This window comes from Variovorax rhizosphaerae, from assembly GCF_037889975.1.
GTDB classification, from domain to species: Bacteria; Pseudomonadota; Gammaproteobacteria; order Burkholderiales; family Burkholderiaceae_C; genus Variovorax; species Variovorax rhizosphaerae.
In genome coordinates this window covers 17476-38899 of record NZ_JBBKZT010000013.1, presented here as the reverse complement: position 1 = coordinate 38899, position 21424 = coordinate 17476, and the positions used below count along the sequence as shown (strand labels likewise).

Annotated in this window: 19 protein-coding genes; 2 read left to right on the top strand and 17 right to left on the bottom strand. The window is 63.1% G+C overall.

Going from position 1 to position 21424, the window contains the following annotated elements:
• Nucleotides 1-8: 8 nt before the first annotated feature.
• Nucleotides 9-899 (top strand): SMP-30/gluconolactonase/LRE family protein, encoded by an 891-nt coding sequence (locus WKW82_RS25620; RefSeq protein ID WP_340345256.1) that lies wholly within the window; start codon nucleotides 9-11, stop codon nucleotides 897-899.
• Between the two features lie 432 nt (nucleotides 900-1331).
• On the opposite strand, the gene WKW82_RS25615 is transcribed toward WKW82_RS25620, so the two are convergent.
• The 8 genes from WKW82_RS25615 to WKW82_RS25580 all read right to left on the bottom strand — a co-directional run bounded on the left by WKW82_RS25615 (nucleotide 1332) and on the right by WKW82_RS25580 (nucleotide 10056).
• Nucleotides 1332-2414 (bottom strand): hydroxyacid dehydrogenase, encoded by a 1083-nt coding sequence (locus tag WKW82_RS25615; protein ID WP_340345255.1) that lies wholly within the window; start codon nucleotides 2412-2414, stop codon nucleotides 1332-1334.
• Nucleotides 2415-2428: 14 nt separating this feature from the next.
• A complete protein-coding gene (locus WKW82_RS25610) occupies nucleotides 2429-3223 on the bottom strand; it encodes a crotonase/enoyl-CoA hydratase family protein (RefSeq protein ID WP_340345254.1) in 795 nt (264 codons plus the stop codon).
• Entirely contained in the window at nucleotides 3220-4110 is an 891-nt protein-coding gene (locus tag WKW82_RS25605; RefSeq protein ID WP_340345253.1) for an amidohydrolase family protein, read from the bottom strand. Before WKW82_RS25605 ends, WKW82_RS25610 begins: the two co-directional genes overlap by 4 nt.
• Before the next feature lie 25 nt (nucleotides 4111-4135).
• Entirely contained in the window at nucleotides 4136-5650 is a 1515-nt protein-coding gene (locus WKW82_RS25600) for a class I adenylate-forming enzyme family protein (RefSeq protein WP_340345251.1), read from the bottom strand.
• 41 nt (nucleotides 5651-5691) lie between these two features.
• Nucleotides 5692-6852 carry an acyl-CoA dehydrogenase family protein gene (locus WKW82_RS25595; RefSeq protein ID WP_340345250.1) on the bottom strand — a complete coding sequence of 387 codons (1161 nt, stop codon included), beginning with the start codon at nucleotides 6850-6852 and terminating at the stop codon, nucleotides 5692-5694.
• Nucleotides 6853-6993: 141 nt separating this feature from the next.
• On the bottom strand, nucleotides 6994-7647 hold the full coding sequence (locus tag WKW82_RS25590) for an alpha/beta hydrolase (RefSeq protein ID WP_340345249.1): 654 nt from the start codon (nucleotides 7645-7647) through the stop codon (nucleotides 6994-6996).
• Nucleotides 7644-8903, bottom strand: coding sequence for an MFS family transporter (locus WKW82_RS25585; RefSeq protein ID WP_340345492.1), 1260 nt, complete (start codon nucleotides 8901-8903; stop codon nucleotides 7644-7646). The genes WKW82_RS25590 and WKW82_RS25585 overlap by 4 nt, the downstream gene beginning before the upstream one ends.
• Nucleotides 8904-9066: 163 nt before the next feature.
• Nucleotides 9067-10056, bottom strand: coding sequence for a Bug family tripartite tricarboxylate transporter substrate binding protein (locus tag WKW82_RS25580; RefSeq protein ID WP_340345248.1), 990 nt, complete (start codon nucleotides 10054-10056; stop codon nucleotides 9067-9069).
• 328 nt (nucleotides 10057-10384) lie between these two features.
• On the opposite strand from WKW82_RS25580, the gene WKW82_RS25575 reads away from it, so the two are divergent.
• On the top strand, nucleotides 10385-11317 hold the full coding sequence (locus WKW82_RS25575) for a LysR family transcriptional regulator (protein WP_340345246.1): 933 nt from the start codon (nucleotides 10385-10387) through the stop codon (nucleotides 11315-11317).
• Nucleotides 11318-11459: 142 nt separating this feature from the next.
• Here WKW82_RS25575 and WKW82_RS25570 read toward each other — a convergent pair whose 3' ends face one another.
• From WKW82_RS25570 to WKW82_RS25530, 9 genes are all read right to left on the bottom strand, one after another.
• Nucleotides 11460-12110, bottom strand: coding sequence for a DUF2889 domain-containing protein (locus tag WKW82_RS25570; RefSeq protein WP_340345245.1), 651 nt, complete (start codon nucleotides 12108-12110; stop codon nucleotides 11460-11462).
• A gap of 40 nt (nucleotides 12111-12150) precedes the next feature.
• Complete coding sequence (gene citF, locus WKW82_RS25565) at nucleotides 12151-13701, bottom strand: citrate lyase subunit alpha (RefSeq protein ID WP_340345244.1); 1551 nt, start codon at nucleotides 13699-13701, stop codon at nucleotides 12151-12153.
• Nucleotides 13698-14555 carry an HpcH/HpaI aldolase/citrate lyase family protein gene (locus tag WKW82_RS25560; RefSeq protein ID WP_340345242.1) on the bottom strand — a complete coding sequence of 286 codons (858 nt, stop codon included), beginning with the start codon at nucleotides 14553-14555 and terminating at the stop codon, nucleotides 13698-13700. Before WKW82_RS25560 ends, citF begins: the two co-directional genes overlap by 4 nt.
• Nucleotides 14556-14572: 17 nt before the next feature.
• A complete protein-coding gene (locus tag WKW82_RS25555; RefSeq protein ID WP_340345240.1) occupies nucleotides 14573-15709 on the bottom strand; it encodes a CaiB/BaiF CoA transferase family protein in 1137 nt (378 codons plus the stop codon).
• Between the two features lie 10 nt (nucleotides 15710-15719).
• Nucleotides 15720-16703 (bottom strand): tripartite tricarboxylate transporter substrate binding protein, encoded by a 984-nt coding sequence (locus tag WKW82_RS25550; RefSeq protein ID WP_340345239.1) that lies wholly within the window; start codon nucleotides 16701-16703, stop codon nucleotides 15720-15722.
• 76 nt (nucleotides 16704-16779) lie between these two features.
• Entirely contained in the window at nucleotides 16780-17559 is a 780-nt protein-coding gene (locus tag WKW82_RS25545) for an enoyl-CoA hydratase/isomerase family protein (protein ID WP_340345237.1), read from the bottom strand.
• 124 nt (nucleotides 17560-17683) lie between these two features.
• Nucleotides 17684-18544 carry an HTD2 family dehydratase gene (locus WKW82_RS25540; protein ID WP_340345235.1) on the bottom strand — a complete coding sequence of 287 codons (861 nt, stop codon included), beginning with the start codon at nucleotides 18542-18544 and terminating at the stop codon, nucleotides 17684-17686.
• Between the two features lie 84 nt (nucleotides 18545-18628).
• Nucleotides 18629-19942 carry an MFS transporter gene (locus WKW82_RS25535; RefSeq protein WP_340345234.1) on the bottom strand — a complete coding sequence of 438 codons (1314 nt, stop codon included), beginning with the start codon at nucleotides 19940-19942 and terminating at the stop codon, nucleotides 18629-18631.
• A 31-nt stretch (nucleotides 19943-19973) separates the two neighbouring features.
• Nucleotides 19974-21224 (bottom strand): CoA transferase, encoded by a 1251-nt coding sequence (locus tag WKW82_RS25530; protein ID WP_340345232.1) that lies wholly within the window; start codon nucleotides 21222-21224, stop codon nucleotides 19974-19976.
• Nucleotides 21225-21424: the final 200 nt, after the last annotated feature.

Genomic DNA, 21424 nt, shown 5'->3' with positions numbered 1-21424 from the left:
TATCGACCATGTGGAATTTGAACTTTGCTCCGCCCATCGTGATCGAGGCACGCGTGCTGACGCGCATGCCCGCAGAACTTCGCCGCGCCGTCCGAACGGACTGGGCTGAGGCGAACAAGCCAGGACAGCTCGTTGACTGCTTTCTGGAGGGTCCCACGTTCGACGCAAACGGCGTCCTGCACGTCACAGACATTCCGCATGGGCGCCTCTTCCGTATCACAGCCGACGGAACCTGGGAATTGGTGGCCGAGACCGGCGGATGGCCCAACGGAATGGCTCTTCACGTCGACGGCAGCCTCTGGATTGCAGACTATCGTCGAGGCCTGCTGCGCTGCGAGTGCGCCACCGGCAAGATCGACACGATGCTTGCGCATCGCAACAGCGAAGCGTTCCGCGGCCTCAATGACCTGTGCTTTGATGCGCGCGGCAACCTCTACTTTACCGACCAGGGCCAGAGTGGCTTGCACGACCCGAGCGGACGGGTCTATCGGCTAGAGCCAGACGGGCGCCTTGACCTGGTCGTGGACAACGTGCCCAGTCCCAACGGTATCGCCCTGACTGCGGATGGTTCCGTCCTGTTTGTCGCAGTAACGCGCGCGAACCAGGTCTGGCGGGCGCCTGTCATGGCAGACGGCAGCATCAGCAAAATGGGCGCGTTCAGGACTTTCTTCGGAACCAGCGGTCCGGACGGCCTCGCGACCACGCCGAACGGAGGGCTGATCGTGGCACACGCCAGCCTGGGTGGTGCGTTCGTCCTCAACGCTCGTGGCGAAATCACGCACTTCATTCGAAGTCCCGCTGGCCAAACTGTCACCAATGTCGCCATTCGCCCTCAAACTTCATCCGTTGTGATGACCGAATCCCACAGCGGATCCATCCTGGAAGCAGAGTTGCGCTGACAACCACGCAAGTCGGCCCGTTCCACTACCGCGCCACGGCGCCGACAAGACACCCCGACAAACTTGAATTTTCAACGGTCTGAGTCGCGTTGGCGATGCCAACTTTGAGCTAGCGTCTAGGGTCAGGCGCACCTATGCCTGTGGCCTTCGTTCGGGGAATATTCGGAACTTCGACAGGCTGCCGTTCCGTGTCGTCAATCTCATCGCCTCAGTCTTTTCCAACTGAAGCGATGCAAGCGCGTCGCGCTACTTGAACTGTCGCGAAGTCCCTGGTGGAGCGTAGTCACTGGGGCTGCCACATGAGACATTCGCGGCGACGGAGATCAACTCGGCGATCCGAAAGCGCAACTACCAAGCTGCACAAAATGCCGGACCGGCGCCGAGCCGAAGTGTCTACTACGGAGCCGTCGTATTCACGCCACGACACACCTTTCAAACCCGCACTGCAAGGTCCTCGAGACGCACACTCGCACGCGGCCACACCTCAGGGTTGACCAGTCGCTCGGGCCGCTGGCCGGTGGTCAGCAGTTGCGTGATCTGCGTGGCAGCAAGCACGGCGTTGTTGCGCCGTGCCTCCTGTGTCACGCCGGCGGTGTGGTACGTGGCCACCACGTTGGGCAAGGCCAGGAGCGGGTGCGTCGCGGGCGGAGGCTCCTGCTGCCACACGTCCAGCCCCGCTCCTGCCAAGTGGCCGCTTACCAGTGCCTGGGCGAGCGCGGCCTCGTCGTGAATGCCGCTGCGCGCAGTGCTGATGAAGATTGCGCCCGGCTTCATGCTGGCAAAGCGCGCGGCGTTCATCAGGCCCAGCGTGTGTGCGTTGCGCGGGCAATGCAGCGAGACGATGTCGGACTGCCGCAGGAGCTCGTCAAAGCTCACCGCTTCAGCGCCGCGCCGCGCCATCTCCTGCGTGTCCAGCCCCGGGTCACTGCCCAGCACGCGCATGCCGAAGGCGCGACCCAGCGCAGCGGTGCGGCTGCCGATGGCGCTCATGCCGACCAGGCCCAGCGTGCGGCCTCGCAGTTCACGGCCCATCAGATCCTCCCGGCTGAAGCCGCGGTCGCCGGCCCGGAGCCGTCGATCTGATTCGGCGATACGGCGCAGCACCGCCAGCATCAACCCCAGGGACATTTCGGCCACCGAGTCGGCGTTGCCTCCCGCCTGGTTCAGCACCATGACTCCCGCCCGGGTGCATGCGTCGATGTCGATGGTGTCGCAGCCCGAGCCATTGGCTGACACGGCCAGCAAGCGGGGGCAGCGCTCTAGCAGCGCGCCGTCGGCGAACAGGTGAGCCGGCAGTTCATCCCTGGCCGAGTTGGTTTGCAGCACCTGCGCGCTGGCCAGCGCCGCCCCAAGCACCCCATCCGGGCTGTCCATGGCGCAGGTCTGTAGCGAGATGGAAGATTCGGCAGACAGGATGCGGTCGAATTCGGGGTCCATCCAGAAGCCGAACCGCACGACATTGAATGGGCGAGTGGCGATGTCCTGGCGGACGCTTGAGTGTTGTACGGCGTTCATGAGGGCATGGTCCATCAGCCGCCGAACTGCGGCGTGCGTTTTTCAAGGAAGGCCGACACTGCTTCACGGTGGTCCGCCGTTTGATGCGCCAGCGCCTGATGCGCGGCCGACAGTTCGAGCAGCGAAGCCAGGCTCATGTGCATGCCCTCGCGGATCAACCGCTTGGTCATTCGCGTGACCTGCGGCGGATTGGCTGCGATCTCATCCGCCAATCGGTTGGCTGCCGAGAGCAGTTCATCGTGCGGCACCACCTGGGAGACCAGATTCCAGTGCAACGCGGTGGCTGCATCGATCACGCGGCCGGTGAACGACAGCTCCGCCGCGCGCGACAAGCCAATCACCCGCGGGAGCAGCCAGGCACCGCCGTCGCCGGGCACGATGCCCATCTTCACAAAGCTCTCGGCGAAGCGCGCCTTCTCCGACGCGATGCGCAGGTCGCACATGCAGGCCAGGTCGAGGCCCGCGCCGATGGCCGGGCCGTTGACGGCGGCGATCACTGGAACCTCCAGGCTGAAGAGCGCGAGTGGCAGGCGCTGGATGCCTTGCCGGTAGTCCTCGCGAATGCGCATGCCGTCTACATGGCCGGAGGATTGCTCCTTCATCTTGCGGATGTCGCCTCCGGCACTGAAGGCGGGCCCTTCACCCGTGAGGATGACCGCTCGTACACTGCGATCGGTGCTGATCCTGTCGATCGCTTCGAGAAACTCCTCGACCGCCGTGTTGCCTGTCAGCGGATTGCGCTGCTCGGGCTGCGACATGGTCAGCGTGACCACGTGGTCCCGCTGTTCGTACTTCAGGAATGTGCTCACGATGCGTTCCCTTCGGTCCTCGGAAAGTCGTACAGCCGTGCCGGGTTGTCGACGAGGATGCGGTGTCGTTGCGCCGCCTGGGGCACCCAGGTGGCCAGCAGGTTGCGCAGCTCGCCGGCATCCGGCATCGGCGCGACCGCGACGTGCGGCCAATCGCTGCCCCACACGACCCGATCGGGCGCAGCCTCGACAAGCGCTTGCGCCCAGGGTGTCACGTCGTCATACGGCGCCGGCCCTTCGCTGATCCGGTACGCGCCGGAAAGTTTGGTCCACCAGCCGTGCTCGCGCAACAAGTGCCGGAGCGCCTGGAAGCCCGGATGCTGCGTACCGAGTGCCACCGGCATGTGGCCCATGTGGTCGACGACGATGGGCACTGTGAGCTTCTGGAGGCGCGGCATCAGCTCCGGCAGTTGCTGCGCGTCGAGCAACAATTGCAGGTGCCAGCCCATGTCCTTGATCTTTGCGGCCAAGGTTTGCGCCGCGTCCAGCCCCACACCGCCACCATAGAGCACGTTGAGACGCAGTCCGCGCACGCCCGCCTCATGCATCGCGGTCAGTTCGCGCTCCGACACGTCGGGCGATACGACGCCGATGCCTCGCAAGCGATCCGGATGACGGCGCAGCACTTCGAGCATGTAGCGGTTGTCCGTGCCGTAGACGCTGATCTGCACCAGCACACCGCGATCCATGCCGGTGGCGTCCAGCATCGCGAGATAGTCGGCTTCGGGCGTGGGCACCGGCGTGTAGCTTCGGTTTGCGACCAGCGGGTACGCCGACTCGTCTGCCGCGACGACGTGTGCGTGCGTGTCGCACGCGATTTGTGGAACCTCATACGTGGCCGGGCGAAATGTCTTTGGCGGCGTCAGGCAGCTTGATTCGATCTTCATGATTCGTCCGTTAGAGCAAGGTAGATCAAGCCAGCGCGTGGCGCCACAACACAGCCTGGTCCACCAGGCGGCGGCGCTGCACCTTGTTGACGCCCGTGTCGCGCGGCAGGGCTTCGATCCGCAGAATCTCCACGGGCCGCATGATTCCGGGCAACGACTTGATCACCGCCGTGGTGCGCGCGAGATCCAGGTCGGGGTCGGTCACGAACAGCACCGGACGCTGGCCGCTGACCCCATCCGGCTTGCTCCACAGCGCGAACTCGGACAGACCCGCCTCGGTCTCCAGCTTGCGCTCCACGTAGTCGATGGGCACGTACTCGCCATTCACGCGGATCGCCTCGCTCAGGCGCTCGATGAAGACCAGGTTCCCGTACTGATCGACGCGGCCCCGGTCGCCGGTGTGGAACCAGCCCTGCGCGTCCAGCGAGGGGTCGATCACACCGTCGCGCAAATAGCCCGAGAACATGGTGTCTTTGGAAAGCTCCCGCACAAGGATCTCGCCTTCGTCAGACAGTTTGGCGTCCATGTCGAAGCGCACACGCCCGGCGTACTGCGTCGGGCCCTCGTCCGCGGGCTCCGCATCGCCCGGGCGCAGTTGCCACAGGTGGCACAGGCCACCGGCCTCCGTCGAGCCATAGAGCGTGATGCCCATCGGTACGTTGAACTTCGTCAGGAACTCCTCCGATGCGAAGAACACGGAACGCAATTGGTGGCCATCGCTGTCCTGCATGGTGGTATCCCTCACCAGCATCTTCAGCGGCGTGCCGTGAAGCACCGCGGCCGTTGCGCGGATGCGCTTCACGGTGGCCCAGAAATCCGCCGCGGAGAAACGGCTCGTGCCGAGTGTGCTGGCCCCCGCGGTCAAGCCCGCGACGACGCCATAGCCCAGCGGGTTGATGTGGAACATGGGCATGGGCGCGTAGACCACGTCGCGCCATGTGTAGCCCATCGAGTCGGCGATGAAGCGGCCGAGCCGGATGAAGTAGGTGTGGCTCTGCGCACAGAACTTGGGACGCCCCGAGGTGCCCGAGGTATGCATGTAGCTGGCGATGTCGCCGCCAGCGCACTGCGCGCCCCACTCGGCTGCGTCGCCCGCATCGGCAGTGCTGCATGCGCTGGTGCCTTCAGCAGGCGTCAGCGTCACTTGGCCGTCCCAGGCGCGACGTGCATCCACCTGCCCCCAAGCCGGGCTGGCAGGCGCGGCGTACGTGTCGTCGAAGTACGCCGCTGCGTCGGGCCTCAGGTCCATAAGCATGTCGCGCAGCAGCTCCTGCGGATAGTGCGGATTGATGAGCGCGGTGCGCACGCCCATGAGTTGGGCGGCCATCCAGAGGATCAGGTAGTGCTCGCTGGTGGCGCCGATAAATGCAACCGTGGAGCCCCGGCGCAGGCCTGAGGCGGCCAAGTGCCGGGCCAGGTCGCCGGCCACTTTCACGGCGTCGATCAAGGGCCGGGACACCTGGTCCGTGCCAAAGAGCGCCTGCGGAGAGCGCCTGGCCGCGCTGATGATGAGTTGTGCAAGATTTTGGTTGCTGAACATGGGGATATCGATGAGGTGATTGAATTGATGGGAAGGCCGTGTCAGGCGACTGGCGAGGCCGCCAGTTGATCGAGGTTCAAGCGCCCCAGATAGCGCCCGACAGTGTTCTTGAGCACCTCCATCGAACCGCCGCCGATCTCGAAGGTCTTGGCATCGCGCCAGTAGCGATTGAAGGGCGAATTGACCATCGTCCCGTAGGCGCCGCAGACCTGGATCGCCTTCGCCGTCACGTTGTTGGCCACGGTGCAGCACATCAGCTTGGCTTCGCTCGAATGGCGTTCCACGTCACGCTGTTCGTCGATCGCATCCGCCGCCTCGTACAGCAGCAAGCGGGCGGCATCGATCTGGGCCAGCGATTCCGCGAAGTACCACTGGATGCCCTGGAAGTCGTAGACGAACTGGTCGAAGGCCTTACGCTGCCGCACGTAGGCGAGCGACTCCTCGAAGGCCATGCGCGCAAGGCCGATCGACATGGCGGCGTTCAGCGTGCGCGAGTAGTTCAGGTTGCGCACCACCACCTTCAGCCCTTGGCCCACCTCTCCGATCAGGTGGTCATGAGGGATCCGAGCGCCTTGCAGCAGCAACTCCACGTGCGGTCCGTTGCGCAGGCCGAAGGTCTCGCTGCGGTCGCTGGCGAAGGTGCTGACGCCCGGCGTGTCGCGCGGTACGGCGAACACGCCCAGGCCCTCGTCGGTTTGCGCCAGGATGATGAACAGGTCGGCGCCGGTGCCGGACGTGATGAAGGACTTCTGCCCGTTCAGTTCCCAGCTTTCCGCGTCGCGCACGGCACGCGTGTCGAGCGTGCGGATGTCGCTGCCGTGGTTGCGTTCGGTCAGCGCGTAGGAGGCCTTCAAGCCTTGCGCGAATTGAGGGAGATAGCGCTCACGCAAGCTCTCAGCGCCCACGCGAAGGATCACGTTCTGCGCCTGGAAGTTCGAGTTCAACGAGATGCCCACCGACGCGCTGGCCGCCCCCACTTCCTCGAAGAATGAGACCACCCGGCGGAACGAACAGCCGGCACCACCGTATTGCTCAGGCACGATAAGCGCGTTGAACCCATGCTCCGCCGCGCGCTGCACGACATCGGCCGGATAGAGGTCATCGCGGTCGATCTCGGCTGCCACCGGCTGCACGTGCGTGCGGGCGAATTCTCGGAACGACTGGACGACCGATGCGTCCTCGAACTCTCTCCAAAGTGCCATGTTGTTTGTCTCCTGTTTGGTATGGCTGACTGGCCATGTGGAATCATAAGAAGTGATTGCTTTCTCTGTAAAATAGATATTCGTGATTCCACCATCACCGCTTGGCATGGTCCAAAGGACCTTGTGGTCTCTCCGGAAATGTCAGGTGCGGGCTAGGTGTGACAACACGAGAGAACGCAAGACCGGCAGGCGTCCTGTGAAGAAGTGATCGGCCCCGGGAACGACCATGATTGGCTGGCTGAGCGGGCGCGCCCAGTCAAGCAAGGCGCCTAGGGCGACGCGGTCGTCGTTCTCACCGTGGACGATCAGCACGCCGGACAACCCGCCCTCAGGCTCATAGCGCCGCTGCCCCTCGACCTCGCCAGCCGGCAGGCCGGCGAGGACAACGTGGCGCGCAGGCTCTCCTAGATCTGCCAGCCTGCGCGCCACGCGTGATTGCACGAAGGCACCGAAGGAAAACCCGACAAGTGCAAGCGGCATTCCGGGATGCATGGAGCGCAGCCACTCAACCACTGCCACCACATCGTCCGCCTCTCCGACGCCGCCGTCATGCGTGCCCTGGCTGGCGCCAACCCCGCGAAAGTTGGGTCGCGCGACAAGCCAACCTTCGTCTCTCATCGCCCGCGAGAGCAAATGAGGGATCTTGTGGCTGGCGCTCCCACCGAGCAGCGGCTGCGGATGTGCCACCACCGCAATGCCGCGCAGAGGATCGGCGGGCGCATCAACGATCACCTCCATCGATCCGACCGGTCCGTCGAGCAGCATGGTGCCGGTCTCGACACGGGCTTGCGTCATTGCCTGGCCCGGAGGTAGTCACTCTTTCGCTCGTCCGGCATGAGCAGCGCGGAGATGAACACCACGGCGCCCATCAGCGTGACGTACCAGAAGAAGTGGCTCTCTGTGCCGTTCGCCTTGAACGACAGCGCCACGAATTCGGCGGTGCCGCCGAACATCGCATTGGCAATCGCATAGGGCAGCCCTACCGCGAGGGCGCGGATCTGTGCGGGAAACATCTGCGCCTTGACCAGGCCGCTGATCGAGGTATAGAAGCTCATCCCCACCAGTGCCACCAGGGCCAGTGCGAAGGCCGTGCCGGCATCTTGCGCGGCACCGATCGACGTCATCAACGGAACGGTCGCAAAGGTGAAGAACAGGCCATAGATCAGCATCGAGTTGCGGCGGCCGATGCGGTCCGACAGCGCACCGAAAAGCGGCTGGATGCACATGAAGATGAAGAGCACGCCGGTCATCACGTGGCTGGCCACTTTCGCGTCCATGTGCGCCGAGTTCACGAGGTACTTCTGCATGTACGACGTGAAGGTGTAGAAGATCAACGATCCGCCCGCGGTGAAGCCGAGCACGATCAGCAAGGCCCGCGGATGCGCAAGAACGCCGCGGATCGTTCCGCTTTCGGGATCCTTGCCGTGGTTGTTTTCCCTCGTCTCCACCATCGACCGCCGAACCACCAGGGCCACCAGCGCGCCCGCCGCCCCGATGAAGAACGGAATGCGCCAGCCCCAGGCCTTTAGCTCATCCAGCGAGAGCACCTGCTGCAGCACGGCGATCACCATCACCGCAAGAAGCTGCCCCGCGATGATGGTCGCGTAGTGAAAGGACCCATAGAAACCGCGCCGGCCTTCGGTCGCAACCTCGCTCATGTACGTCGCGCTCGTTCCATACTCCCCGCCAACGGACAGCCCTTGCAGCAATCTCGCGACAAGGAGCAGCGCGGCCGCCCACAAGCCGATGGACTCGTAAGTCGGCAGGCACGCGATGATCAGCGAGCCGACGCACATCAGGATGACGGACAGGACCATCGACGTCTTCCGACCCTGCCGGTCTGCGATCCGGCCGAACACCCAACCACCGAGCGGCCGCATGAAGAAGCCGGCTGCAAAGATGCCCGCGGTGTTGAGCAGCTGCGTTGTCGGATTGCTGGATGGAAAGAACGCGGGGGCGAAATAGATCGCAGTGAATGCGTAGGCGAAAAAATCAAACCATTCGACGATGTTGCCCGACGAGGCAATCAGGATCGACTTGATGGCCGACAGCTTCGGAACGGGCGATGGGGAAAAGCCGCCGACCTCGTGGGGGCCGCGCGCGGACAACACTTCAGACACGGTATGTCTCCTTCATTCTCAAAATGCGGTATGGATGACGGCGGGCCTCTGCGGGTGCTCGTCATTCGAAAGCGGAGGGTCACTTACGCAGGGTTCAATCCCGCTTCAGGCCACCGATGGACTTGATCACCGCGCCCCACTTGTCGAGCTCGGTCTTGACCAGCGTGGCGAGCACTTCGGGCGTCGACCCGACCGGCGCTGCACTCAGCTCTTTCAGCTTGGCCTGAACGTCCGGTTGCGCCACCACCGCCTGCATTTCACGGCTCGTCGATTCGACGAACGCGGCCGGCAACTTCGCGGGGCCAAAGACGGCGTTCCAGGTGTACGTTTCATAGCCGGGAACACCTGCCTCCGCGAGCGTCGGAATGTCCGGGAATGACGGCGAGCGCTTGCTGGTCGTCACCGCCAGCGCGCGCACCGATCCAGCGCGAATGTGCGATGCCGCACCTGTCAAGACGTCGAACAGGATCGGAATATGGCCGCCGACCAAGTCGGTCATAGCCGGGCCGCCGCCTTTGTACGGAACGTGCCCGATGTCGACGCCCGTCATAGACTTGAACAGCTCCCCCGACAGGTGCGGAGGCGTGCCGACACCTGACGAGCCATAGCTGAACTTGCCAGGCTCTGCCTTCAACAACGCGACGAGTTCGCGCACGTCCTTTGCCTTGAAGCTCTTGCTGACCAGCAATACGTTGGGCACGGTCGCCACGAGCGAGATGGGCGTGAAGTCGCGCTGTGCGTCGTAGGGCGCCGGCGGTGTCGAGAGTGGATTGATGGCATGCGTCGCGACCGTGCCCATCAAGAGCACGCTGCCGTCGGCCGTCGCCTTCGCCACCTTGGCCGCACCGATGGCGCCGCCGCCTCCGGCGACGTTCTCCACGATGACGCTGCGACCGATGCGCTCGGTGAGCTTCTGGGCGACCAGGCGGGAAACGACGTCCGTGGCGCCCCCCGCCGCAAAGGGCACGACCAGGGTGATGGGCCCTTTCGACGCCTGGGCGAATGCGGATGCTAGGGGGGCGCCGAGCGTGGAGGCCACGCCCCACTTCATCAGGTCGCGCCGCGACAGGTTCGAAATGTTCATGCTCTTGTCTCCGTTGATTGTTTCGACCGGGTCAGCGCATGACGAACGGATTGCCCGCAACCGCATCGCTGTTGATCCTCACGTTACTGACCTGCACGTATTCCCACATCGCGTCGATGCCGTTCTCGCGGCCGGGGCCTGCTTTCCTGCAACCACCGAAGGGTGAGGCCCACGGCACATTGGTGTCGGCCGAGACGGTGCTCGCTTGCGATCAATACTCCGCTGTTGGAAAAGACGTGATAAAGAAATCATAGAATCTGATGCCACTTCAAATCCAATAGTAAGAAGTGATGTCATCATCAACGATTGACATCGCACAGGACCAGCCATGGACTTCAAGCAACTGCGTGCCTTCCTCACCGTCTGCGACACGCGCAACGTGACCCGTGCCGCGGAGCTGCTCAACCTCGTGCAACCCGCGGTCTCCAGGCAAGTCCGTCTGCTGGAGGAGGATGTCGGCACGGAGCTATTCGAACGAGAACGCCATGGCATGGTGCTCACCGATGCAGGCAAGGCACTGGTCGGCTACGCAAGGCGCGCAATGCTCGAACTGGACCGCGCGCGAGCCGAAATCAGCGGTTCGACGACCGGTATCAGCGGCCTCGTGACATTGGGACTGCTTCCGAGCACCTGCGAACTGTTATCCAGCCCGCTCGTGAAAGCGGTAGCAGATGCACACCCGGGCATCCGCATCAGGATCGTGACGGGCTACGCCGGCACGCTGGCGCAATGGCTGGAGTCGGGCGAGGTGGATGCTGCGTTGCTCTACGGAGCGGAGCGGTCATCCAATATTCAAGCGACCCCTCTTATCGAGGAGGCTCTGTGGGTGCTTGGGCCGACGTCCGCCAAGCTGCGCAAGAACCAGCCCGTGACGCTCGCGAGCCTCGTCGGCAAGCCGATGATCCTGCCCAGCACGTCACACGGCATCCGCACGCTAGTCGATCACGCCTGTGCCGTATCGCGTGTCGAATTGACGATTGCCGCCGAGACAAATGCGATGAGCGTGCAGCGCAGCCTGGCCATCGGTGGACACGGCTTGACGATCCTTCCGGCGATTGCCGTGGCCGAAGACATGGCTCGCAAATCAGGTTCGGCAGCACCCTTGAGCGACCCGCGAATCACGCGCAAGATCGTCTTGGCGCTCCCGGCCAACCGGGTTGTCGGCCCGCCTGTGCGACGCGTGTCGGACTTGCTTGTGGGCTGCGTAGAGGAAGCAACCCGGGGTGGTGAATGGTTCGAAGCGCGCTGGCTTGGGGCGTGAATTTGTTATCCGGCTCTCGATGAACGTCCAATCGTTGTCTTTTCAGAAGGGTCTGCATCCGGGGACCTTGCGACGAACGCTTCGTTAGCTGACAAATGCCACGTTGCCGTTAGGCACCCTGCGTTTCAGAGAAACGGCGTTTTCAGACTGCAGGCTTTTTGCGCCGATAGCCGATGAATTCTGGCGCAACCCGCGCAATTACTGGGCCATCGAAATCCCAAGCCAGACATTTGCCCATTTGATGCGCCGGATCAGCGGCAGCCAAAACAGGTTCTCCCCGCATTCGCTGTTCATGCCGCCGGTATCCTGGCACGGTCTGAAAGGCGACTGTTGCCATCACGCCGAGCAACTCCCGCAAGTGCGTACAGCCGATGGTGCCCCCCATGATCGCGTCGACCTGCTTGCGCCACCCTGCCCCGATCCTCGCGCCAACCAATCCAACGAACGGGTCCACGGCCGGTGCGCATTCAGGAAAGGGGGTGCTGCTCATTGCAGCGACCGCATTGTGCACGACGAAATCGTCATCGATGGTCAGGCGGATGCGCATGTGGTGCACCGGTTCGCCGGCGATGCGAACGCCCTCGTCGTGCGTCTTGGCTGTGTAGGCCCTGGTGTCTACGAGTTCCGCCTCAAGGTCCCACAGTCCATCATCGCGCAGGTAGCCTTGGGTCGTAATCGCCCGTTGATGGATCGGTTGACGGCGGGCCGCCGGTGGCAAGACTGTCATGTGCTCAATTCTGCGGTCGATCTGCGCCGCGCAGGTTGAAGGATTGCACTCATCTGCGTTATGCATTGCAGTGACGCCCCGCTCGTGTAACGCAAGCGTTCACCAATTAACGATTCTGGCTAACCTCTCGAATCACGTCTATCACGCGACCATCTCGGTATTCCATCACGCCCACGACGCGTCGACCTGGCTCGGGTGTGGCGGGTGCCTTCTGAGCGAGGGTGTTTGCTTTGGAACGCATGACGCTGATGTCGAGAACATTGACTCCGCAGTGCAACAGGCGATCGCGCAACTCAACTCGTTCTGGGTGGACCGCAACACCGAGTTCGGTCACGACCGCGTCGATGGACTCTCCCGGCGTCGTGACGCAACCAACGCTCTCAACAATCTTTGGCCCTCCCCCTGACACCAAGCGGGTGGCAACCAATGCAAGCTTCGCGCCGGCCGCAGTGTCAGCATGACCACCCGATCCCCCCAGGATGCGGCCCGAACTGCCCGTTGTCACGTTGACGTTGAAATCGAGATCCACTTCGGCGGCGCCCAACAGCATCGCGTCGAGCTGATCGGCAATGGCGCCTCGGTTGTGTGGATTGGCGTACATAGAGGCCGACATTGCCTGGTGACGCCGGTCACGCCGGTACGACTCTACCGCCCTGAGGTCGAAGCACTGGACATCGAAGAGGCTGCGAAAAAGCCCCTCCTCCAGCATGTCGACGAGGTAGCCAGTCACGCCACCCGCGCCAAAGCTGCCCTGCACCTTGCGCTCGCGCATGGATGCCTGGACATACTGGGAGACGGCAAGGGAGATCCCTCCGGCGCCCGTCTGAAGCGAAAAGCCATCGACGAGAAGACCAGAAGCCGCGATCACCCTTGCTGCGGTCTCGGCGATCTGGAGGCTCACAGGATCGGTCGTCGGGCGCGTGCTTCCCGACAGAATGCCGGCGGGGTCTCCGATACTGTCCACAAGCACCAAAAAGTCCACCTGCTCCTGCGAGATGTCAATTGGCACAAGGGGGTACTCTCCAATGTGATCGGTCACGGCGACGACCCTCCGGGCGTATTGCGCGTCGACCATCGCATAGCCCAGTGGTCCGCAGGCTGCGCGTCCTTCGGCGCCGCTGAGATTTCCGCACCGGTCGGCGGCCGGCGCGCCCACGAACGCCACATCAATTTGGAGCTCACCTGCCTCGATCGCGCGTGCGCGCCCGCCGTGGGTTTGCATGACCACAGGGGTGGCAAGCAGGCCGCGGGACACGGCATCCGCGACCGGACCCGACATGTAGGCCGTGCAGATTCTCGTCACTACTCCGTTTCGGATGTGGTCAACCAGCGGGGCATGAACGGGAAATAGCGAGCTGGCTGCGATGCGCAGGTCGCGCAGACCGCGCGCGGATGCAACTGCCAAGACCTGATTCAGCACCTGGTCTCCATTGCGCAGGTGATGGTGAAAGCTCAGCGTGGCGCCATCCCGAATGCCGCACGCATCGAAGGCAGCTTCAAGATTCCTGAGTTGCTTGTCTCGGCCGTGGACTGATGGAGAGACTTTGGCCGATGCTCGGGTGATGACGTCAGGTGGAAGGCCTACGCCGGTGAACGGGCGAGTCGGTCCGTAACCATCGATCTGAGATGGAACGGCGCGCGCGGCAGAAGCAGTCATCGAACCGCCGCCGTTCCGACCATCGCCAAGGTCCTCCGAGCCTGCAAGACAACCGGCAAGTCGACCATGCGACCGTCGAGTTGGACGGCAGCGCCATTCGAGCTTGCGTCCGCTTCCACGACGCGGCGCGCCCATGACACCTCTTCGTCGGAAGGGGCCAGCGCTGCGTGAACGCCGGCGACCTGCTGCGGATGAATGCACAGCTTGCCGGCGAAGCCAAAACGCTTGCCACGATGGGTGTCGGCCCGAAGACGTTGCGCATCACCAGTCTGCACTGTGACGCCGTCTACCGGAGGTGCAAGGCTGGCACCTCGCGATGCCATCGACACGGCAAATCGCAGCGGATCGAGTTCCCGCTCGTCTTCGCTGCAGGTGATGCCAGTGTCGGCCATGAAGTCGATGTGGCCCACCACGAGGCGAAGCACGTTCGGCATCTTCGCAATCGCCTTGAGATTCTCAAGCCCGGCGGCGCTTTCGATCAGCGGAAGGACCTGCAGTCCAGGGAGGCGTTCTTCAAGGATTTGCAGGGTCGCCGGTGCCTCTGCTTTGGGAACCATGATTGCTGCAAGACCGGGAAGCTGGCCAGCGAGTTCGATGTCGGCATCCCACGCAGGACTGCCTTCTGCGTTCATCCGGATCACTACAGCGACATCATGCGACGCGATGCGTGGCCAGTGTTCGGCAATCGCCTCGCGCGCCGTTGACTTGTCCTGCGTTGGCACCGCGTCCTCGAGGTCGAGGATCACGACGTCGGCGCCACTCTTCAACGCTTTTTCGAATCGCTCCGGTCGATTGGCTGGCACGAACAAAAAGCTCCGTGCGGCATCGCATCGTTTCGACTTCAAATTTGACATGGTGCCCTTCGAAGTAGTCACACCGTAACGGCCTCGGCCAGCGCCGCCGCAAGCGGCCGGCAGGCCACTTGCTCCAGCCGGCCGCCATCGAATCGAATGGGGTTGGCAAGCAGCTTCATCTCGGGGTCTGCCGGATGTGGCACGTCCTTCACCATGTCAATTTCCTGCAGGAACGGGTTGTCCAGGGCTTGCCGGACGTTGAGCACCGGCGAAATCGGCAGTACACCGGTCAGCACCTGCAGCCAGTGAGCCGTCGGTTTCTTCCCGAATGCCGTGTCAAGCGCTTCGGTCAACTCCGCGCGGTGCTCCGCGCGAAGCTTCTGTGATTTGAACCGCTCGTCGGCCGTCAGCACCGGGTCGCCGATCACGCCAAGCAGCGCATGCCAGAACTTGTCGGTCATGCACATGATGTAGATCCAGCCATCCCCGGTCTTGAAGGTCTGCACTGGTGTCACGGACAGGTGGGCACCACGCGGCAGCCGCCTCGATGCATGGCCTTCGTTCAGATACCACGTGCCGGCGTAGCCGAGCTGATGCAGCGCCACGTCAAAGAGGCTGACATCCACGTCGCAGCCCTTCTTCGTGATCTGCGCGCGACGAATTGCGCCGAGCAGGCCCAGCATGCCGGTGATCCCGGTCATGTAGTCGATCACCGAGGCACCGAAGCGCGCAGGTTCGCCTTCCGGATCGCCCGTCAAATCCATCAGGCCGGACTCGGCTTGCATCAGGAAGTCATATCCGGGCCAGGCTTCACGCGAGTTGTGGCGGCCATAGGCTGAGATATGAAGACAGACGATCTCCGGCTTGATGGCTTCCAGATCCTTGTATTCGAGCTTGAGCTTGCCGGGCTGATCGCCGCGCAGGTTGTTCACGACCGCATCCGCGCCCGCAACCAGTTGTTCGAATTCGGCCCTGCCCTGTGGTGTCTTGAGGTCGAGGGAGACGCTCTGCTTGTTCGTGTTCCAGCCCTGGAACACCAGGCTGTCGCCCGTGCCAAGAAAGTACGGTCCCATGAACCGTGCGGGGTCGCCGCCAATGTCCTTGTTCTCGATCTTGATGACCTCGGCACCCATGTCCGCGAGGAACATCGAGCCGTAGGGGCCAGCAGCGAACTGCTCGATCGAAAGAATGCGCAAGCCTTCGAGGGGTTTCAAGAGATGCTCCTTATTCAACAGAAAGTTTGGCTTGCTTGGCCAGTGTGCTGAACTCGGTCAGCTCCTTGGCGACGCGAGTCTTCAGTTCGGCGGGTGTGCCGGGCATGGGTTCGATGCCTTGAGAAAGCAACTGCTTCTGGACCTCGGGGTCCCTCAGGATCGTGGTCACTTCGCGATTCAACCTGTCGACGATTGCGGGCGGCGTGGCCGCAGGGGCCATCAGTCCGAACCAGGTGCCGACGTCGAAGTTGGGAACACCCGCCTCGGCAAGGGTCGGGACGTCCGGGAGTGCGCTGGAGCGCTTGGCGGTCGTGACGGCAAGTGCTCTGAGCTTTTGTGCCTTGATGTGCGGCAGCGAAGACGTCACGGTGTCAAACATCACGGACACCTGGCCGCCGAGCAGGTCGGCGACTGCCGGCGCACTGCCTCGGTATGGGATGTGCGTGAGCTTGGCCCCGGTGCGCAGCTTGAACATCTCACCGATCAGGTGATGGGCGGACCCTGGACCTGCGGAGGCGTAGTTGTACTTGTCGGGGTCTGCCTTGCTGATGGCAACGAGTTCTTGCACCGATTTGGCCGGGACCGCGACGTTGACGACCACGACATTCGGAACCAGCGCCATCATCCCCACAGGCGTCAGGTCGCGGTCGAAGCTGTAGGGCAGCTTGGTGAACACCGCTTGCGCGATGGTGTGGTGTGCCGCACCGACGAGCACCGTGTAGCCATCAGGGGCGGACTTGGCGACGAAGTCTGCACCGACCGTGGCCGACGCGCCCGACTTGTTTTCAATGACGACCGGTTGGCCCAGCGCCTTGCTCAATCGGGGCGCCACGGTTCGCATCAGGGTGTCCGTGGTTCCGCCAGCTGGGAATGGAACGATGACCTTGATCGGCCTTGAGGGATAGGCGTCGTTGGCAGCCAGGGCTGGAACGCTTGCGAATAGCGCGGCCCCGGCGGCCACGGCCAGCAAGGAACGGCGATGAAAAGAGTTCACGGTGTTGTCTCCAATGAAAGTTGAACGGTGGAACATCGGTTGCAAGGCAAACGACGCCTCGGTCGCCCGGGACGGCTCAGGAAAACGCAGCCGGACGTTTCTGCATGAATGCGGCAATGCCCTCTTTGGCGTCGGCGGAACAGAACACGCGGTCGCTGGCCCTGAGCGACTCGCCGACGGCTTCCGAATCCGAACGGTCAAATGCAAGATTGACGATGGATTTGGCGGCCTGCAAGGCCATGCCGGGGCCGCGGCCAAGCTTCTGCGCAATCGCTTTCGCTTCCGCCAAAGCGCCGCCCTGGTCCACCAGACGATTGACCAGTCCCCAAGCGTGGGCCTGCGCGGCCGTGATCGGTTCGCCAAGGAAGATCATTTCCTTCGTACGGGATTCGCCGATGCGACGCGCCACCCGGTAGGTTCCGCCGCTGCTCGGGAACACGCCGAGCTTGATCTCCGGAAGGCACAGCTTGACCTGCGCCTCGGCCACGATCAGATCGCAGCAGGCGGCGATTTCGAGTCCACCGCCGTAGGTGTAGCCGTTCAGGGCGGCAATGGTCGGCTTGGGAAACGAGCGCAGCAACTCGAAGACCTTGTTCTGGAAGATCAGCTTCTTCTCGAGCGCGGCGCCAGGCGCCGACATCTCGGTGAGTTCGGAGATGTCCGAGCCCGCGCAGAACGCGCGATCGCCTGCACCTGTGAGCACCACCGCCCTCACACTGCCGTCGGTTTCCATCGACTTCAAGGCGGCATAAAGCTGCCTCGTGAGCGGTGCCGACACGACATTCATCGGCGGGTTGTCCAGAAAGATGACGGCATAGCGGTCACCCCGTTCGATATTGAGCTTGGTATCGGTCATGTGGTGTCTTTGGCCTCCTATTGATGCGAATAGTCGGATGTTGTAATGTACGTACATTCTAAGACGAAGAATGTGGGCAGATCACTGGTAGTAACCCTGCTTTCCTAGCTCCGGGCGACTACGTTCATGCCCATTTGGCCGACGCCTGCATCCCTGCCGCCCCCTGAGCATTGACTGCCCGCAGGTGAAGTGCGCTGGTCAATGGGTCCTCCCAGGCTTGTAGCTCCATCGGCTCTCCGCAGTACAACGGGCTCACCCCTTTGAACTCGAAACTCGCCAGCCGCTGCCCAGGCTTGCAGCGAGCTGCGAATTGCTGCAACAGCGTGGCCGTCAGCGGTCCATGAACCACCAGGCCCCGATAGAACTCCACGTCGCGCGCGTAAGGCAAGTCGTAGTGGATCCGGTGTCCGTTGAAGGTGAGCGCCGAATACCTGAACAACAGCGTCGTGCTGGGGACGAGATGGTCGCGCCACTGCACAGGAGCTGGGGATGCGGCTTCGGCCACCACCGGGGCTGTCGCCGTGGCAGTGGCCGCCTCACGGTAGACGATGTCCTGCTCCTCCACTGCGCACACGCGACCGTCGACGGCGATGGTGTGAGACACGGTCACGAAGCACATGCTGCCCGAGCGCCCTGCCTTGGGCGAAATCTTGAGAATCTGGCTGGTCCGCGCCGCTTGCGAACCGATCGGGACAGCAGCGAGATAGTTGATCCGGCTGCCAGCCCACATGCGGCGTGGCAGCGGGATAGGGGGCAAGAAACTGCCTTCGACATCCCTGCGCGGGTGCCCATCCTCCCCGAGCACTCGTTGCGCCGCGACAGGATTGAAGAACAGCCATTGCCAACCAGGCGGCACCGACTCGCCGCTGCCTGGTGCATCCGCCACGTCCAATGTGGCCGCCAGCGCGGCAATTGCCGTCGGGTCGATGAGTGCGTGCTTTGTCTCTGTGCGCCCGACCCAGTCGTTGAAATCGTTCATTGTCATTTCAAACTCCGTCCTTCAAGATTGCTGTTACGAAGTGGAGGTGCCGGACCAGCGACTGCCTTCGCGGCGCCCACCTGCCGAAACTCAAGACGACGCAGACGCTGCAAGGGTCGGCGCCAGCACTTTCTTGTTTGCACGTGCCGCGAGCAGGAGGCTGCCCCCGACGATGCCAAGGACACCCAGTGCGAGGAAGGACGAACCAAAGCCCGGCGAGAGGGACTTGAGGTAGCCGATCAACAGTGGCCCGAGAAACTGTCCGAGAAAGCTCCCGCCGCCAATCACGACGCCCACGGCGGGGATGGCCCGGCGCAGCGGAAGTATCTCGGTCAGGTAGGAAGAGATCAGCGGCGTGGGCATCTTCATCATGAATCCCACCAGCAGGATCAAGCAGATCTGGACGGCCAAGAGGCGATCCGGAATATTCGCCAGCGCCGTGAGCATCAAGCCGATGATGATCATCGGGATGGCCGCATGCAGCCGGCGCTCTTGTCCGTGCTTGTCGGACCGATGGGTGATGTAGTAGGCACCGAACATGGCCATGATGAATGGCGCGCCGGACAAGAGCCCCACCGTCATCCCACTGAGGTGTTCGTGTGTCTTGAAGATGGTGGGCAACCACAGGGTCAGCCCATACAGAATGATCTGGCTGCACGAAAAGCCCAGCATGAGAAGCCAGACAGACGGCTCCTTGAATGTCGTAACCCAAGAGTCGGTCGCCTTGTCACCGTGCAACGCCTGCTCGGTGGCCAGGCTGTGATCAATCGCCTCGCGGTCAGACGCTGCGAGCCATTTCGCGCTCTTGAGGCTCTTGGGGATCGCCCAGAACCAGATCAGACAGAACAGCCACGCGGGCGCACCTTCGATGACCATCATCATGCGCCAATCGTGGTGCGCAAGGATCGCTGCGGACACAGGACCTGCAAGGAAACCCCCCGCAGCCACGCTCAAGTTCCAGATGCCGAAAGCACGGCCACGCTCCGACTTGATGAACCATTGTGCGAGCAGCATCGAGGTGGCGGCGTAGATCGGTCCTTCCGCCAGGCCGAGCAGAAAGCGGATCGCCAGAAGTTCCTCGAAGGTCCTGGCGAAACCAGTTGCGACAGCGATCCCGCCGAACAATACGAGGCACGCGCCAATTAGAAGTCTTGGTCCAAATCGCAATGCGAGGTAGCCCGCGAGGAGCTGGGTGATCAGGTAGCCCCACGCGAAGGCACTGCCAATCCAGCCGGCCTGAACTGACGACAGCGACATCTCTTTCGTGATGTACGGCAAGGCCATGCCGATATTCACGCGGTCGAAGAAGGAAATCATGTACATCACGAACACGGCCGGCATGACGATCAGCCACTTCTTGTGGGCCGTCGATCCAGGAATGTTCGCTTCTGCAATTTGGTTCATGGTTGTCTCCAGAATGAAAGTCGTGAAAGGCTCAGGCAGCGGCGGACGGATCGCGCTCAGGTCCTGCGACAATGCCGGCGTCGTGCAGGCGACCTACCGCTTCTGGGCTCAGCCCGAGCACCTGTTCCAGCACCTCGTCCGTGTGAGTGCCCAAAAGTGCTGCCGCCGAGGTCGGCGCGCGCTCCATGGCCGGCGCGCGCACGGCCGCACCGGCGGCAATGTGCTGGCCGATTCCGGGCGTATCGATCCGTTCGAACACGGGGTTGTCGGTACTGACACGTGCGTCCTGCGCAAGCAATTCCTGCACGGTGCTGTAACGGCCCCAGCACACCTTGTGCGCTTCAAGTGCGGCCTCGGCCTCCTGTGCGTTGCGTTGCGCGAACCAGGGCTCCACAAGCGCTGCGATGGCATCGCGCCCCTCGAAGCGTTGTGCTTCGTCGGCGAAATCGAGTTGCAGCTCGCGCTGGACCTGAGCGATGGAGTCGGAAATGCCGCAGCAATTGACCAGTGATTTCCACTGCCCCGCGGAAATCGCCGCGACCATGATGCGCTGGCCGTCCGCGGTCGCGAAGTCGCGCCCGAACGCACCATAGAGATGGTTGCCGATCGATGGCCGCTCCTGGTGCAGAAGTTCGGACTCCGCAAGCACGCCCAGATGCGAGAGCATCGTGAACGCCATGTCGGAAAGCGCTAGCTTGAGTTCGGCGCCCTGCCCTGTGCGGCGTCGATGATCCACTGCAGCGAGCACTGCGAATGCCGCCTGGTAGGCGCAGGCGATGTCCCAGGCCGGCAATACGTGGTTGACCGGTGCGGCCGATGAGCCACCGCCCGTGATGACGGGGTACCCGGTCGCACAGTTGACCGTGTAGTCGACGGCGGTGCTTCCGTCGCCGTTTCCCTGGATCGTGCAGCTGATGACATCCGCTCGCTTTTGCGCGAGGGATTCGTGCGAGAGCCAAGGCGTGCCGATGTTGGTCAGCAGCAACCCAGCATCCGGACCTGGTGCCGTCACCAGCGCCTGGATCAACTCGCGGCCCTCAGGCTTGCGCAAGTCAATCGCGACCGACCGCTTTCCTTTATTCAAGGCAGTCCAATAGAGACTGCGGCCGCGGCCCTCCGGATGAGGCATTCGGGGCATGCGTGCGTAGTCGATGCCGCCGCCGATCATGTCGATGCGGATCACATCCGCGCCGTATTGCGCGAGCGTCAGGCCGGCCAGGGGTGCGGCAATGAAAGCCGAGCTTTCGATCACGCGCAGTCGACCGAGGAATGGGTAGGTCATGGGAGTAGAAAAGAGGAAGACGAGACCGCGAGGAGCGGCTCAGGAGCAAGAGCTGCCCAGCGCACGGTGGGCAGGTGATGAGTACAGGCACGTACGCCTCAGGCGCCGAGCGCGGAGCGCGGAGCCGAAGTGGGATGGACAAGCTTCAACCGCGCCCGTTTCTGATGGGCGCCAAGCCGCTTCCGAAAGAGCGCGTCGCG

What these genes read in the sequence shown, in the direction of transcription:
- WKW82_RS25575 (WP_340345246.1), top strand. Translation starts at nt 10,385, where the DNA reads ATGGACTTCAAGCAACTGCGTGCCTTCCTCACCGTCTGCGACACGCGC.
- WKW82_RS25595 (WP_340345250.1), bottom strand. Translation starts at nt 6,852, where the DNA reads ATGGCACTTTGGAGAGAGTTCGAGGACGCATCGGTCGTCCAGTCGTTC.
- WKW82_RS25590 (WP_340345249.1), bottom strand. Translation starts at nt 7,647, where the DNA reads ATGACGCAAGCCCGTGTCGAGACCGGCACCATGCTGCTCGACGGACCG.
- WKW82_RS25530 (WP_340345232.1), bottom strand. Translation starts at nt 21,224, where the DNA reads ATGACCTACCCATTCCTCGGTCGACTGCGCGTGATCGAAAGCTCGGCT.
- WKW82_RS25540 (WP_340345235.1), bottom strand. Translation starts at nt 18,544, where the DNA reads ATGACAATGAACGATTTCAACGACTGGGTCGGGCGCACAGAGACAAAG.
- WKW82_RS25615 (WP_340345255.1), bottom strand. Translation starts at nt 2,414, where the DNA reads ATGAACGCCGTACAACACTCAAGCGTCCGCCAGGACATCGCCACTCGC.
- citF (WP_340345244.1), bottom strand. Translation starts at nt 13,701, where the DNA reads ATGACTGCTTCTGCCGCGCGCGCCGTTCCATCTCAGATCGATGGTTAC.
- WKW82_RS25580 (WP_340345248.1), bottom strand. Translation starts at nt 10,056, where the DNA reads ATGAACATTTCGAACCTGTCGCGGCGCGACCTGATGAAGTGGGGCGTG.
- WKW82_RS25535 (WP_340345234.1), bottom strand. Translation starts at nt 19,942, where the DNA reads ATGAACCAAATTGCAGAAGCGAACATTCCTGGATCGACGGCCCACAAG.
- WKW82_RS25605 (WP_340345253.1), bottom strand. Translation starts at nt 4,110, where the DNA reads ATGAAGATCGAATCAAGCTGCCTGACGCCGCCAAAGACATTTCGCCCG.
- WKW82_RS25560 (WP_340345242.1), bottom strand. Translation starts at nt 14,555, where the DNA reads ATGTCAAATTTGAAGTCGAAACGATGCGATGCCGCACGGAGCTTTTTG.
- WKW82_RS25570 (WP_340345245.1), bottom strand. Translation starts at nt 12,110, where the DNA reads ATGCATAACGCAGATGAGTGCAATCCTTCAACCTGCGCGGCGCAGATC.
- WKW82_RS25545 (WP_340345237.1), bottom strand. Translation starts at nt 17,559, where the DNA reads ATGACCGATACCAAGCTCAATATCGAACGGGGTGACCGCTATGCCGTC.
- WKW82_RS25600 (WP_340345251.1), bottom strand. Translation starts at nt 5,650, where the DNA reads ATGTTCAGCAACCAAAATCTTGCACAACTCATCATCAGCGCGGCCAGG.
- WKW82_RS25620 (WP_340345256.1), top strand. Translation starts at nt 9, where the DNA reads ATGTGGAATTTGAACTTTGCTCCGCCCATCGTGATCGAGGCACGCGTG.